We start from the raw sequence: 14,093 nt of genomic DNA, 5'->3' as shown, positions 1-14,093 counted from the left end.
CAATGGTTAAAATGTGTCAATCCCGCGCCAGGCGGTGCGGCAGCGGAGAATTCCCATGAGCGACATTCTGCAAGCATTTCGGCGCACCCTGTCGACGCTCTCTAACGGGCGTCCGTGGCGCTATATTTTGACGCCGGCGCTCGTTGCGCTGCTTTTGCTCGTCATCCTGTCGTTGCTGTGGCTCAAAGCGCTGGCTGCACTATTTATGAGCCTGCCGCCGATCAGCTGGCTGGATGCCTGGAATCTGCACTGGCTGGCGCAGATACTGGCGTTTCTGGGGGGCTGGCTGGCAATTTTGTTATTCAGTTATGTCTTGGCGGTGCTGCTGGCTGCTGTTGCCGTCATGCCCTGGTTGCTTGATTATCTGGCCGAAGGCGAGTATGCCGACGTTGCGCGGCGGGATACGCGCAGCCTGACAGCGTCGGTCTGGAATAGCATCTGGTCGGCGCTGATTTTTATGCTGGGCTGGCTGCTGACCTTGCCCTTGTGGCTGGTTCCCGGGTTGAATCTGGCCTTGCCGACCCTCTGGATGGCCTGGCTGAACCGGCGGACTTTTGCATACGAAGCCTGTTCGCTGCACACGACGGTGGCTGAGTGGGACAAGCTGCGCCAGCATCACGCCGGCGCGCTGTTTCTGCTCGGCCTGCTCATGGCGCTGCTGGCTTATGTGCCGGTCATCGGGTTGCTGGCGCCTTCGCTGACGGCGCTGGTTTATAGCCATTATTGTTTGGAGGCCGTGCGTCGCCTGCGCCTGGAGTGCGCGGAAGAGGCCTCTTTGCCGGGAGAAACTTCATGAATTTCGGTGCGTTGATTCTCGGCGACGAAATCCTTTCGGGCAAGCGGCAGGATGCCCATTTTGCCCGGCTTGCCGGCCTGCTGGACGAACGGGGGCTGCGTCTGTCGTGGGTGCAGTATCTGGGCGACGATCAGACGCGCATTGCCGAGGCGCTGCGGCGCAGTTTTGCCGCGGGCGATGTGGTGTTCAGCTTTGGCGGTATCGGCAATACGCCAGATGACCGGACACGGCAGGCGGCGGCTGAGGCGCTGGGGGTTGATCTCGTCCTGCATCCGGAGGCCGAGCGCGAAATTCGCGCCCGTTTTGGCCGCGAAATTACGCCGCAGCGGCTCCTGCTCGGTGTTTTTCCACGCGGCGCGGAAATTATCCCCAACCCGTTTAACCGTATTCCTGGTTTCGCCATTCGGCAGCACTACTTTCTGCCCGGGTTCCCGCAGATGGCGCACCCGATGGCGGCGTGGGCGCTCGATACGTTTTATTCCCATCTTTTTCATCGCCAGCCGAAAGTCGACAGGGCATATCTGCTGACCGGTGAACGTGCTTACGAGAGCGGCCTGCTTGATCTCATGGAACATATCGTTGCGGCGTATCCCGATCTGCGCCTGTATAGCCTGCCGTCGATCGACGCGGACGGGCAGCGCCGTCATCTGGAACTGGGTGTGGAGGGGGAGGCAACGCGGGTCGAACGGGCGCTCGATGAAATTCGCCGCGAAATCGAGTCGCGCGGCATCGCCTGGACGTGGCGGGATTGACAGGGCAAAGCGAAATGCCGGCGCGCTGAGACGCGCGCTTCTGCGGCGCGCGTTTTAATGCCGGCCTTCCGTGCTGCCAAAGGCGCGGACGACTTTGCCGCTCTCGTCGAAACTAACGTTGAAGTAGGCGTCGAAGCCGCTGTTGCTGGGGGTTCTCCAGTACCAGACGTATTCATTCTTGAGCGGGAAATACTGTTCGCGCGCAGGCTGGCCGAGCAGGCGGCGAATCTGTTCGCGTGTCATGCCCGGCTGGACGCGCGCAAAATTTTCTTCGGTCAATACCTGGCGAATGGCTTTCAGTTTGCCGTCCGGTGCGATGTCGAGCATGTAGTTGACCACGCCTTCTGGTGTGCGCGGATATTCCCAGGTCTGCGATCCGTCGGCATCGCGCCATTCGCGGGCGGGCGCGCCCATGACCTGGCGCACGGTTTCCATCGAGGATTCTCCGGGTTTGAGCCGGGAAAAGTTGTATTCATCGCAGGCGGGCAGAATCAACGCCGTCAACCCGGAAAGAAGGCTTGCTGCAATACGCATTTTCATGAACGGTCTCTATGCGCGTCTGTCAGAAATGTCCCGAATGATACTCCAGACGCACCGTTCGTCAGCACGGGCGCTGCGTTCGGCTCGATGCAACGCGGCCAAGAAGCCTGACTTATGGGCGATGTATTGTAGGTTAGCGCGCGTTTTGTCCACGGCTGCGGGTTTTTTATCCAAAAAATTTTGATGCCGGTGGAATTTTTGGACAAAAAAACATGCCGCGTTAAATAACGCTAAAGATGCTTCTAAAAAACACCCGTTTTGCGCAAAAACAACACCACGATTAACTGACCCGAATTACTCAAAAAATTACTGTAATCTAGACTGCTCTCTATGTACAATATCAACACGGTCGCAGCATAAAGGGGTTGGCGGCATATCCGCCCGCTCTCATGAGCAAGCCCTGCGCTGTCCGATGTCGGTCTAGGGACGGAGGAGCGCCTGTTGATACCACAGGTACCGACGCAAAGAAGCCCCATCCGGAGGGGTGAGCTGTCTAGACATTAATCCGCAACCTGCCAGCGGTAGGCAATGCGGTCGCCGACGAGCAATACGGCCTGGACTCGTCAAAGGCGTTGGGCGGCCGGTTTGAGGTTTTGCCAGAAGAGCAAAGCCAGGTATCAACAATAGGGGGCGCGCTTGACCGAAAGGTCAGCGTGCCATTGTTTTGCCCGGTTATTTGGCCTCATCGCCCGGCGGCACAGACGCCAGCGCCGGGTTGCGCGTTATCCATGCCCAGGCAACGCAGCGCTCAAAATCACCCAGCCAGCCTACTGCATCCAGAAACATCGGCAGCGTCGGATGCAGCGCGACGGCGCACCAGGGCACAGACGGCATTTTGACCGCCTCCGCCGCGCCAAACATATCAACCATCATCCGCCATAGCGGCGCGGCCTCACGCGAGCGCTGGGCAATCCCCAGCGTCACGAGCGGCGCGAGGCGCTCACCGCGATAGGGTTGCCCTGCGATGTGAGGCCCCAACGGGCCGTAGACCGTAACCATCACACCTCGATCACGGAGCACATGCGCACTGTAATGCGCGAGCGCGGGCACGGGTAACGGCATCGGATTACCGCTCTCGATCGCCGCCGTCATCCACGGATGTAAGAGCGCCAACGTCTCGTCGCTCACCTCATCACGCGGCGACCGGCGGCAATGGCCGGTCGTCAGTGTGACGTGGTTGATGTAGTTACTCATGCGCCAGCGCAGCCTCGACCGCAGCGGCATCTAATGACCGCACGGCGCCGGCATTGATCTGGACGTATACGCCAATGGGCGTCCTGGCCAGGGCACCCGTGTCATATTTGCCCCGGGTTACTGTACCCAACACCTCCCAGTTACGGGGGAGAGGCTGAGAGTTATAGAGCCGCCACGGGCCGTTGCGGTCAATTGTGAACTTGTCCATGTTGGATGGACGGCCGACAGGGCGCTTGACCCTAGGATGATTGACCATAAACAATCTCCCCGTCAGGGCATTTGACGCGCAGGTTGCGCCAACCCAAATTGGTCTCCAGCTCGCGCATCCCTGACAGCGCCTCATCAAGGCTCGCAAAATCCCCCTCCGGAATGTCCTCCCACTGATACTGGGTTTTTTGCTCGATACAGTACTCGTTTCTCATTTTTATCTCCTATTTGCGGTATGCGTGGCGCGCCTGGTTGAGAATATTCAGTCCGGCATTTTCTGCCAACGGGGTTCCAGCAACAATTCCATGCCCACCCTGGCTAAAGCACAAGTAGCTGCTTTTGCGGTCAATCCACTCGCTAGCTCTCGCCTCGTCCATGAATGCCTGCAAATATTCGCGCACGGCCTGACGGATTTCCTCCATCATTTCCGGCTCGTCGTCGTATTCGCGCTGGAGGTATTTATCGATTTCTGCCGTGATTACTGCAATGTTCGCCGCAGCTTTTTCGCGCAGGTCTTGTGCCCACGCAATCTGTTTTTGGCTGCCTGTCAGTTTGATATTGCTCATTTGTAATCTCCTGCCTGCTACCGGAGGCGTCGGCGGATAACAACGTGCTATCCATGACCGTAATTATATACACACAAAATTATTTGTCAACAGGTTTTTGCAAAATTTTTTGGATTTTTTGCGTCAGCGCTACCCTGATCCCGGCGCTGATGTTGCCGTCGCCCAGCGCTAGGGCAACATCTAGACTCTCGTCGTCCAGATAAACGTTGACGCGCCGACCGCCGATGATGGTCGGGCGGCCAACGCGGCGCTTGGTCGGACGCGTATGCGCATCACTCATTTACTTTCTCCCAGCCCCGCCAATCTGGCGGGGCATTGACTATTAGCTAAAAACCTGCTCAACCGCCCAGTACATACCAGCGTCTCCGGCCGATAGGAGCATGATGCGCGGGTCGGCAAACCATGTACAGCCATACAATTTAAGCGCCGCCTCGTAGGCCCCCCACGGGGTATCGCCCTCCGTGAGGCGGTACTCAAAATGGCTTATCGCTCCCGTCACATCTGCGTCATTAACAGCTGCACCAATGCGCAGCAGCGCACGGGCAACTGTGGCTGTAAAGTCGTTGGCGTTTGAAAGATTGTCCAAAAAATTATCGTGCTCTTTGAGCGTAGCCTCATCAGCTACGGACAGGTCGATATTGTCAAAATCTATATCACTGTAGGATGTGACTGGGCGCGTATTATTATTTTTGTCATAAGCGGCCAAGATTTGGATGATTGCAGCATAGCCGTCTGCGGGGGTTTTGAGGGTGATGTTGCTCATTTTTGTCTCTCCTGCCTGCTACCGGAGGCGTCGGTGGATAACGATGTGCTATCCATGACCATAATTATATACACACATAATTATTTGTCAAGCGGTTTTTGCAAAAATTTTTAATTTTTTTGTTGCAACGCATCAGCTGCCCGGGGTGAGATCCAGAGCATCTCCTGCCGGGTAAGATCGCCCGCCGTGCCAAATACGCGGGCGCGCCTTGTCACGCGCATCCAGCCTGCGAGCAGGTCGTTGTAGAGCTCCGACGGATAGCCACTGACAAGCGCCATCCCGCCGATGGCGCACAGGCGCTTGAGCAGCGCCTCGTGGTCAGCAACCGTCATCTCATGCGGGTAACGAGCCTCGCTGGTGCGTGTCTCGGGCAGGTAGGGTGGGTCAGCGTAAAACAACGTCTGCGGGCTGTCGTAGAGACTGACGAGACCGAGCGCTGGCCGATGCTCGATGATGACGTGCCGCAACCGGCGCGTAACAGCCGGTAGGCCTCGTCGGTAGTTGCGCCATGTCGCCGCCGGGCTACGCGTCCTGCCGGTGCGAAACGTTGCAGTTGATCGCCCGATGGCACGCGGATGGAACCCCATGCTGCTGCGCACGATAAGGCGGCGCGCCGTCTCGACCATATCCCGGCCGGATGTTGCAAACGCGGCCCGGTAAGCGCTGACACCGTAGGGCGTGCGCTGCAGCAGGCGCAGCAGACGGCGCATCCTGACCGGGTTGCGCAACACCCGATAGAGGATATCGATCTCGTCGCTGATGTCGTTGACGACCTCAACCGGCGCGGGCGGCTTACTGAGCAGCACCGAGGCCGCGCCGCCGAACAGCTCGACGTAACAGTGGTGCGCCGGCAGATGCTCGACGACCCACGGCGCGATGCGCCATTTGCCGCCTAAATAATTAAGGATAGGATGCGTAATGCCATTGCGCCGAGGCGCGGATAATTTTTGTCTCATTTGCAAGCCTTTTTTGGTCCGTTAAAAACTGATAGGCTTGGCGCGCCGTGTGCACGGTGGCGGGCCTTGCCGGGCTTGCAGGTGCATCTGCATGTTCGGGGGATGCGTCGGCGCTCGCTACGCCGGCGCATCTCGCCCGTCTTATCTGTCGCCCCTACTTAACGCGCACACACCAACCTGGACCGGGCGAGGACTGTGCCCCCACAAAATCCGGCGTGCCGCCAAGCGTTGTCCCCAGATCGACGAGGCCGCCGACCGTCCCGGAAAAATTGGCAATCCAGCGATTGCCCGCGCGCGTGATCGTGCCAACGCCTGCCGTAGCACTTACGCCGGTGCGGCCGGTATAGACCTGGAGCGTGCCCCAGGTCTCACCGTGGTCAGCGCTCAACGTCACAAAATGCTCGCGCCCGGTATTGACGGTGGCCACAATCGTCCCGGTATTATCGGCAGTGAGGCGCACCGCGCCCGGATCGACGAGACTAAACGGCGTAACGATACGGTCAAACTGGGTGAGGTTGGCAGAGCGATAGACACCTTGACTGGTGAGGAGCAGATAGTGGCTAAACGTGCTCACCACATCGAGCACCTGGGCATTTGCTGCCGCCCAGGGGATACGGCGAGTAATGTCCCATACGGCTGAGTGCGGGGCGGAGCTGTAGGCGATCTTGCCTGCGCCAGCCGAGTTGGAGGCGCCGCCAAACACAAACCCGGCGTTGCCGTAGGCGATGGCGTTGCACCGCTCCATGCCGACAGAGGTGTTGCTGCCACGCTCCCAGGTCTGCGATGGATCAGCGCTCCCGCAATAGACGAGCTCTCCAGCATTGCCGCGGAGCGATGCCGCCGCGACCCAATACACCGGCGAGGCGGTGATTGCCCGATAGGGCATACCGCCGCCGGTAATCGTGACCATGTTGAGCGCGCCGCCCCCCGGGCCGATCACGCCGATCCCCGATCCCATCGGTACGGCGATCTTGTCCATAACGGCATTGACTCCCGCCCGGCGCAGGTCGGCCGGGACGCTCTGCGCGCCCGGATGCGCTGTCCATTGGCGCAGGTCGGTGCTGTAATAGCTCCTGTCGCCCGCAACAACCGCAACAAACATTGTGCCGACCTTGTGGTAGGTTACGGCACGATTGCCGACCCCTGCATTAACGCTCGTTGTGTCGTTGCCATAGACGCGCAGATACGGCGCGCGCCTAACGCTCTCCTCATACTCGCTGCTATAGGGCACGAGATCGCCGCAGCGCAGGTAATCATCGCTCGGCACGTCATAACTTAGTATCTGGCAGCCGACCGGCACGCCGGCGCCGCCCTGGACAAATTGGCTTAATCTGCTCATGCGATCCACCATCCTCTCGTTGCATCTAGATAGACAAACCGATACGTGATGCCACCCATATCAAGCTGCATCGCCTCGTCAAGCCTCATAACCTTGTGTCCACCGCCGTTAAACACGTTATCCGAGCGCATGTTGGCGGCGCTGATCCAGAGCACATCGCCCGTAGCGGCCTGCGCCGGGCCGGTCACAGTTGTTGCCGCATCAGCGGTCAGGACGTAATGCCCGTGCGCGATGGCGTTACAGGCCGTCGCGCTGACAAGGGTCGGCGGCAGCACCGTCTTGTTATTAGTTAGCGCCTTGAGGATCGCCTCGCTGTCGGGCATGCGCTCAAGCAGTGTCTTGATGCCCGCCTCGGCCTGCTGCGCCGATTTGGCGGCCGCCTCGGCCGATCCACTGGCCTTGCCTACCGCTGTATTGACAGCAGTAATCGCCTCGTTGACGTCCTCGGTCATCGCCGGCAGCGCCGCGACAAAATTATCCGCGCGGTCGTAAAAACTTGTCGGATCACGCCGGGTCGGCGGGGTGGGTAAGGGTCTGATCGGTAGGGTCATATGAGTCCTCGTATGGTCAGAGTGCAGTAGGAGATGGTCTTGTAAGCAATGTCGATCGCAAAATCATCGTACTTGCCGTAGATGACGAGCGATTGGTACAAATTTTTTGCGCCGACCCAGACAACCGGGGTGGCGCGCAGCTCGGCAACAAGCGTCTGGATGCGATCAACCTCACGCGAGGGGATGATCATGCGCACCTCGGCGCGCTTGGCCCACTCGCCGCGCGTTAAGCGCAGGCCGCCAAAGCCATCGTCCGAGACCTTGCTGTAGTCGGTGATACTGATCTTTGCCTCGCGCAGCACGCGCCCAAGGGGGGCGGACAGGCCCGCCGAAAGGAGACCGCAGGCAACATCGCCGCCCGGGCGTGAGATGACAACATCGAGCGTTGCGCTGCCCATCACCGGCAGATCGTCAAACACCACGTCCTGACGCTCGCGGATCGGCTCGTAAAAATAGTCGTACCATGAGGTGCCGCCCTCACAATCGACCATTGAGGCCGTGCGCTGATAGACGATCTCACTACCTGAGCGCATGATGACCTCGACCGAGGCGGCGCTGACATTGAGGAGCGCCAGTGTATTGATGCGCCCTGGGCGCAATGTGCATCTGATCTCGTTCTGCGCGCGCGTCTGTGTGCCGACGCGCGCATCAAACATGGCAAACCGGTTGGTCGCGCCGACCTCCGACCACCAGCTCTCCGAGCCAGGCGCAGTCGGATCGTGCCCGGCATTAGAGTCCTGCGCGCTCTGCCAGATGCGGTGATCCCTGATGCAGCGCCCCCCCTTGGCGTAGACGGTGGCGCTCACCCACTGCGGATGGTCATCCTCGGGGACGTTGGATGAGACGAGCTTGTCAGCGGTAATCGTTACCGGGCGGATCACGTCCATCAGGCGGCCTCCGTAAGGACGGCATTACCCCCGCGGCTGACGCGATCGAGCAGGGTAAGGATTTTGCCGGTGTTGTGGGCGCTCTGCGCCTGCCCCGTGCGCAGGTCGGCGCGCAGGGCGTTAATGGCGGAGAGCAGCTCGGAGAGATCAAGGAGCCCCTTGCTCTGCGCATTGGAGTAGATGCGCGAGGGGGCGGTGTACTCAAGCTCTGGACCCTGCTCGCCAACAATGCGCCAGCCGCCGACGTGCGCGCCACCGGAAGCAAACCGGGGCGTGCCGACACCACGAAAGATGCCATAAACGCGCTTGATTGCCTCTGCCCACTCCTCAGATTTGTCGGCCAAGGTGTAGGGATTGTCCTCGCGATTAAATATGTACTGACGCCCGTGCGTATCGGTGTAGACGCCCCTGTTTTGCGAGATGCGGGTAGCCGTACCATGCGGATGCTGTGTGCTCCGGCCAATCGGGGTATGCTCAAACCATCTTGCCCAGTCAGCGGCCATGCGGCCTGGATCGGCAACAAGGGTGGGCAGTTTGGTCTGTGAGCCAGCAAGATTTGACTTGATCGCGTTGAGCGCGTCGAGCTGGGCCTGCGCGATCCTGATCTGCTCCTGGGCGAGGCTCCCCTTGCGCCCGGCCACGGCGCCGACCTGATCCAATGATGCCAGCGCCTCGGCAAAATCGGCGCGGTAATCGGCCGCGCTGGTATGGGCGGTCTTGGAGGCGCGTAAAAATGTGCCGACCACCTCTTGCAGGCTCTCAACAGCGGATGAGTCCCCCAGTTTGGCCTTGGCCACCGTTGTCTGATAACGACGGCGCGCCTCTGTGTAACGCACGCCGTCATCAAGCGGTGAGACATCCGAGGCGAGCAGTCCCTCGCGGTATTTTTTAAGCGACTCCGCCAGGCGCGTAAACGTGTCCGCCACCTGCTTGGCCGAGGTCACCTGCGCGTTAAGCGCCTCCTGCTGGCGGGCGCGCTGCGCATCAAACAGCGCCTGCATGCGGTCGGCCTGCGCATCCTGCATCTGCATGAGGCGCTGCGCCGCCTCAACCTGCGCGCGTAGGCGGGCATTGGCATCATACTGAGCGACCTCATCGGCGCTCATGCCGGCCGTGTCGATCTTGCGCTGCAATGCGTCAGCCTCGGCATTGCGGTTTTGCGCACGCAATAGCTCAATCTGCAGGCGCTGCGCGTCGTTGATGAGCTGCTGCATTGATGAGGACACCGACGAGGCGACCGACGAAGTCGCGCTATTGACGGCATCGGCCCACTGCCCAAATACGGTTGAGAGCGAAAGGAGCCGGGCGAGCGTCTGTCCGCCCGCCGCACCCGTCTTGCCGATGCTCTCAACGAGTGCCCTAAACTGCGCCCGTGTCTGCGGCATGGTGAGCCCTAGGGCAGCAAACTGTTTGTTGAGGTCACTGCCTAGCCGGGCGGTTTTTTCCGCCGCCGAAAAATATCCCTCGTAATAACTCGACAAATTGGATGAGAGCGCATCCAGCCCGCCGGCGGCATCGACCAGTGTCTTGCTCGCTAGATCGGCTGAGAGATTAACGCGCTCGAGCGCCGGGCGCAGCCTCGAGACAATCGATAACTCATTGAGCACCGCCGAGAGCTGCTCGGAACTGGCAGTCATCAAATCAACCGAGTTGGCGATGTCCTTGTAGACCTGCGCAACGTCAGATGCGCGCACGGCGGCAATCATCATGCGCTGCATCTCGAGCTTGAGCTCAGTCTCATAAGAGCCGTGCCCGGCGAGCCGGTTTTGCCCGTAGTATTGGCGACCGTCGGCGCCGGAAAGCCCAGCGATGATCTGATCCTGCGCTTTGCCCTTGGGGTCGGTAATAAACCCGACGTTAAGCCCAATCCCGCGGGCGCTGCCACCTAAGCCCCGGATCAGCTCGGCGATGCTCTTGCCGATCGGCGCGAGCATCTCCTGCAGCGAGGCGTTAGCCATGCTGCCGTTGAGCCAGTCGCGTCCGCCCGTCGTCGGTGTGGGACGCGCCGTCAGCCCGCCGGCATCATCAAGCAGGGCGTAGGCATCGCCCTCGTATTTTTTGCCACCGCGTTTTTTTTTGAATTTTTTAAAAATTGCCATCGCTGCGCCCAGCCCGGCGCCAACCCAGCCGAGCGTCGACATGCTGGGCATGAGGCTGGAGAGGCCGCCAGCGCTGCCGCCAATGCTACCGATGCTGCCGCTAATACCGCTACCGAGCGCACCGCCGCCGATGCTGCCACCAATGCCACCAATCCCGCCGGTGATGCCGCTACCTAGCGCGCCGGCGCCAATGCCGCCACCAATGGTGCCAGTAATACCGGCGCCAGCAAACGAGAGACCGGCGCCGACGCCGCCCATGCCGGCGGCGGCTGTGATGCCACTGCCCAGTGACTTGCCCCAGCCAAACATCCCGGCAATGCGCCCGATCATGCTGTTGCCGCTATAGAGGTCGTAACCCGTTTTGCCGAGCGATAGGAGGTTGCTGAGGCTGCCCATGCCGCCGGATTTGGAGAGGCCCAGCATGCCCAAGCCCTCGTGGACGGTGCTCTGGATTGTCAGCTTGAGCACGGTCGTTTTAAACAGGTTTTTGATCGACTCGATAAACGTTTGCCCAAAGCTTTTGCCCTGCTCAAAACTGCGATACAGGCTGTCGGTCAGTCCCCGCTCAATATCATCCGTAAATTTGGTCCAGGCTTTGTCGCCCTCGTTAATGATCTTTTTAATCGCGCGCGTGGATTCGGAGACGGTTTTTTCGGTGAGCAATGGTTCCGCGCCCGCCTCACGCATCTTGTCGATCAATGCCTGCAGTTGCGGGATCATCTCATCGCGGATTTGCGCAACACGCTCGTCCGCTGCAAACCCAGCGAGCAGACCACCGTCGCGGCTCGCCTCCTCGCGCACCTCCTCCATGCGCCGCGTCATGTCGGCAAACAGGGCATCGTACTTACGTTTGAGGTCGTCAAATTTAACGCGAGCAAGCCCCGACTTAAAACCGTCCTCCAATGCCTGCGCTAGCTCCTCATTGCCCGAAGCGATCGCGGCTTTAAGGGCGACACGGTTTTTAGCCTCCCACTCCAGCGTATAGGCGGTCTGCATGTCACCCGCGCGTTTGGCTGCCTCAGCCTGGCGCGTCAAGCGCTCGCTCTCCGCCTTTTGGTCAGCAACGGCCAGATCGTCGGCCAGCTTTTGCTGGGCGGCCAGGCGCTCGGCATCGAGCACCGCAAGGCGTGCATTAAGGCGCGCGGCCTCTTGCACGGATGCGCCGGCAAGCTTTTGGCGGCTTGCCAAAATATCGGCGTTGAGCTTGTCCTCGGCCGCCTTGGCCTGCTCGATGATGGCCTGACGCTCGCTCATCTCGCCGAGCGAGACGGCGGCGCGGATGTGCGCAGATTGCGCACGCTGCGTCACATTGGCAAGCTGGCTGGCAAGATCAATGGATGCGGTCAGGGCGCTACGGGCCGCCTTGGTGTTGTCATGCATGCCCTTTTGGTAGCGCTTGTTGATCTCGTCAATCGCCTCGGCGCCCTCCTGACGGATGGCCGCAACCGTTGTCCGATACTCTGCAGCAGAGAGCTTTTCGGCGTCCAGCGCCTTGAGCCGCGCGGCCGTCGTCTCGTTGATTGCCCTGGTTTCCGCCGCCAGCGAGGCTCTACGGTCGGTTTTTGTCGTAATGCCCAGTGTCTTTTTGACAGCGCTAAACTCGAGGTTGGCAACCTCGGAGGCCGTTACATCAAACCCCATCGCATTACCGGCATTAACGATAGACTGACGCTTTTGCTCGAGCTCGATATTTTTGCTGAGGTGCTTGTTTTTAAGGTTGAGCCAGTTAAGCTCCGCCTTGCGTCGCGACTCATTGGCCTCCCTGATCTCCCCCTCAGCGCGCAGCCCCTCTATGCGCGCCTCAAGGACACGCGCCTCCGCCTCCAGTTTGGATGTGTCGTAATAGACTTTGCCGGCCGCGCCCATTTTTTCGGCCAGAGCCTTGCGCTCAGCGATCTGCTTGTTGATCGCAGCGAGCTGATCGGGGAGCGGCGCCTCGCGGCCAACGCTGGCGATAGCATCAGCTGTCGACTTGACGGCATCTTTAACAGCCAGCCAGGCGCGCTCAACATAGCCGAGATTTTGCTGTGCCTCCGAGGCCATTGATTTGAGCGCATCGCCAAAGAGCTCTTGCGCCTTTTGCGCCGCCTCGGTCTTTAAGCCGACCGCCTCCAGATCGTCAATCTGCTGCAACTGTGAGGCGTGTAAAAAATTGTATTGCTCGTTGAGCTTGCGGATGGCCTGCGCTGGCGACTTGCCCAGCTCGTTAAACTCCTTGACCGTATCAGAGACCGAGATGCCGAGCGCACGTGACATGGCCACCGCCGCCTCGGCTGCGCCCTGCATGGCGCTCTCGGCAACCTTGCCGGTGGAGGCGAGCTCCGTAATCGCTTCCGCCGCCGCGCCCTTTGTTGCGCCGGTGGCGGCGGCCACGGCATCGCGCATCTGTGAGAGGCGCTCAACCGTCGTCCCGGCGGCGTTGCCGGTGAGGATCAAGGCGCGGGCAAACTCGTCGGCCTCCTGGCTCCCCTTGTACCAGGCCGCGCCCAGGGCGGTGGCAACAGTCAGCGTGATAGTGAGGGGATTAATAAGGCCGAGGATGTAGCCGCCAAGCGCCTTGGCGGCAGGCACCGCGCCGCCGAACATGTCCTTTAACTGGCCGCCCTGTTGCAGCAGGACGGTAATTGGGCGCTGGCCTGACTGGAGCGCGACGACAATATCGGTAAACTGCGCCGGCACGCCGCGCAGCGCGGCGGACATGGCCTTGGCCGACATCTCGTTTTGCTGCGTGGCCTGCGCGAGCTCGGAGAGCTTGCGGCGGGAGTTATCAATACCGCTTGATAACTCCTTGCCGTCGTACCCGACCTTAACGCCGACCTTTAACTCGCTCATTAATTATCCCGTAATTGCCCGTTATTGCCCGTTATCCGTTTTGCCGCGCTTTGGCCGCCTCGCCCCAGACGCGCAGCACCTCGCGCTCGATAATTTGCAGCCCCTTAAAACACTCGGCGCGCCGTTTTTTGGGGACGTTAAGACGATCCTCAACGACCGGCAGCGCCGAGTAATCGAGCCCCGTTGCGCCGCCCATACCAATGCGCCATTGCGTCTGCATCGCCATAAACACCTGCATCGGCAGGGCGTTTTCGGGCCATAGCTCGATCTCAATGTCCAGATCCTCGTCGGTAAACCCAAGAGCCTTAAATCCCTCGGTGTCCTGACCTAGCTCTGCCCAGTCGCGGGCGGCGTCGATGAGTTTTTTTCCGCGGCGCCCATCAGTGCCGCGCCGTAGGCGCGCATGATCTCGGTGGCGGCCAGCTCGTAGTTATCGAGCAGCGACTCGAGCGCCTCGCGCGAGTACGGCGTGTCCGCCCCCTCCCAGCCGACGATGATGCCGGACAAAATCTCGGCGTCATCCTCCTTGCCCAGACGCTCGTCAAAATATTGCTTGCGCGCCTTTTTGCCCAGATGCTTAAACGTCACGGTGAGGCGCGCCTTTTGCGCTT

16 protein-coding genes are annotated in these 14,093 nt (G+C 60.3%); 2 read left to right on the top strand and 14 right to left on the bottom strand.

From position 1 onward, the window contains the following. The first annotated feature begins 55 nt into the window (after positions 1–55). On the top strand, positions 56–796 hold the full coding sequence (locus ABCS64_RS11015) for an EI24 domain-containing protein (protein WP_418891948.1): 741 nt from the start codon (positions 56–58) through the stop codon (positions 794–796). After that, positions 793–1,548 carry a competence/damage-inducible protein A gene (locus tag ABCS64_RS11010; protein WP_418891947.1) on the top strand — a complete coding sequence of 252 codons (756 nt, stop codon included), beginning with the start codon at positions 793–795 and terminating at the stop codon, positions 1,546–1,548. Before ABCS64_RS11015 ends, ABCS64_RS11010 begins: the two co-directional genes overlap by 4 nt. A 54-nt stretch (positions 1,549–1,602) precedes the next feature. Here the strand turns inward: ABCS64_RS11010 and bamE are convergent, their stop codons facing one another. The 14 genes from bamE to ABCS64_RS10940 all read right to left on the bottom strand — a co-directional run. Continuing rightward, on the bottom strand, positions 1,603–2,088 hold the full coding sequence (gene bamE, locus ABCS64_RS11005) for an outer membrane protein assembly factor BamE domain-containing protein (RefSeq protein WP_418891946.1): 486 nt from the start codon (positions 2,086–2,088) through the stop codon (positions 1,603–1,605). 672 nt (positions 2,089–2,760) lie between these two features. Further along, positions 2,761–3,282, bottom strand: a complete 522-nt coding sequence (locus ABCS64_RS11000) for a hypothetical protein (protein ID WP_418890317.1) — start codon at positions 3,280–3,282, stop codon at positions 2,761–2,763. Further along, positions 3,275–3,538 (bottom strand): hypothetical protein, encoded by a 264-nt coding sequence (locus tag ABCS64_RS10995; protein WP_418890316.1) that lies wholly within the window; start codon positions 3,536–3,538, stop codon positions 3,275–3,277. The genes ABCS64_RS11000 and ABCS64_RS10995 overlap by 8 nt, the downstream gene beginning before the upstream one ends. Next, on the bottom strand, positions 3,522–3,704 hold the full coding sequence (locus tag ABCS64_RS10990) for a hypothetical protein (protein ID WP_418890315.1): 183 nt from the start codon (positions 3,702–3,704) through the stop codon (positions 3,522–3,524). The genes ABCS64_RS10995 and ABCS64_RS10990 overlap by 17 nt, the downstream gene beginning before the upstream one ends. 9 nt (positions 3,705–3,713) lie before the next feature. Next, a complete protein-coding gene (locus tag ABCS64_RS10985) occupies positions 3,714–4,055 on the bottom strand; it encodes a hypothetical protein (protein WP_418890314.1) in 342 nt (113 codons plus the stop codon). Between the two features lie 79 nt (positions 4,056–4,134). Beyond that, a complete protein-coding gene (locus ABCS64_RS10980) occupies positions 4,135–4,335 on the bottom strand; it encodes a type II toxin-antitoxin system CcdA family antitoxin (protein ID WP_418890313.1) in 201 nt (66 codons plus the stop codon). 42 nt (positions 4,336–4,377) lie between these two features. Then, positions 4,378–4,818 (bottom strand): hypothetical protein, encoded by a 441-nt coding sequence (locus ABCS64_RS10975; RefSeq protein WP_418890312.1) that lies wholly within the window; start codon positions 4,816–4,818, stop codon positions 4,378–4,380. Between the two features lie 110 nt (positions 4,819–4,928). Next, positions 4,929–5,774 (bottom strand): DNA adenine methylase, encoded by an 846-nt coding sequence (locus ABCS64_RS10970; RefSeq protein WP_418890311.1) that lies wholly within the window; start codon positions 5,772–5,774, stop codon positions 4,929–4,931. A gap of 154 nt (positions 5,775–5,928) precedes the next feature. Next, complete coding sequence (locus tag ABCS64_RS10965; protein ID WP_418890310.1) at positions 5,929–7,113, bottom strand: hypothetical protein; 1,185 nt, start codon at positions 7,111–7,113, stop codon at positions 5,929–5,931. Next, the gene (locus ABCS64_RS10960) at positions 7,110–7,664 is read right to left on the bottom strand and encodes a hypothetical protein (RefSeq protein WP_418890309.1); all 555 of its coding nucleotides are present in this window, start codon (positions 7,662–7,664) and stop codon (positions 7,110–7,112) included. The genes ABCS64_RS10965 and ABCS64_RS10960 overlap by 4 nt, the downstream gene beginning before the upstream one ends. Further along, a complete protein-coding gene (locus ABCS64_RS10955; protein ID WP_418890308.1) occupies positions 7,661–8,551 on the bottom strand; it encodes a hypothetical protein in 891 nt (296 codons plus the stop codon). The genes ABCS64_RS10960 and ABCS64_RS10955 overlap by 4 nt, the downstream gene beginning before the upstream one ends. Beyond that, positions 8,551–13,482, bottom strand: coding sequence for a phage tail length tape measure family protein (locus ABCS64_RS10950; RefSeq protein WP_418891945.1), 4,932 nt, complete (start codon positions 13,480–13,482; stop codon positions 8,551–8,553). Before ABCS64_RS10950 ends, ABCS64_RS10955 begins: the two co-directional genes overlap by 1 nt. Before the next feature lie 31 nt (positions 13,483–13,513). Further along, complete coding sequence (locus tag ABCS64_RS10945; protein ID WP_418892212.1) at positions 13,514–13,762, bottom strand: DUF1799 domain-containing protein; 249 nt, start codon at positions 13,760–13,762, stop codon at positions 13,514–13,516. Between the two features lie 47 nt (positions 13,763–13,809). Continuing rightward, a partial coding sequence (locus tag ABCS64_RS10940) for a phage tail assembly chaperone (protein ID WP_418891944.1) occupies positions 13,810–14,093 on the bottom strand: 284 nt, incomplete at its 5' end.

It is taken from the genome of Dentiradicibacter hellwigii (assembly GCF_041770905.1).
GTDB lineage: Bacteria > Pseudomonadota > Gammaproteobacteria > Burkholderiales > Rhodocyclaceae > Propionivibrio > Propionivibrio hellwigii.
Note: the sequence above shows the minus strand (reverse complement) of the source record. Positions and strands in the feature narration are given on the sequence as shown.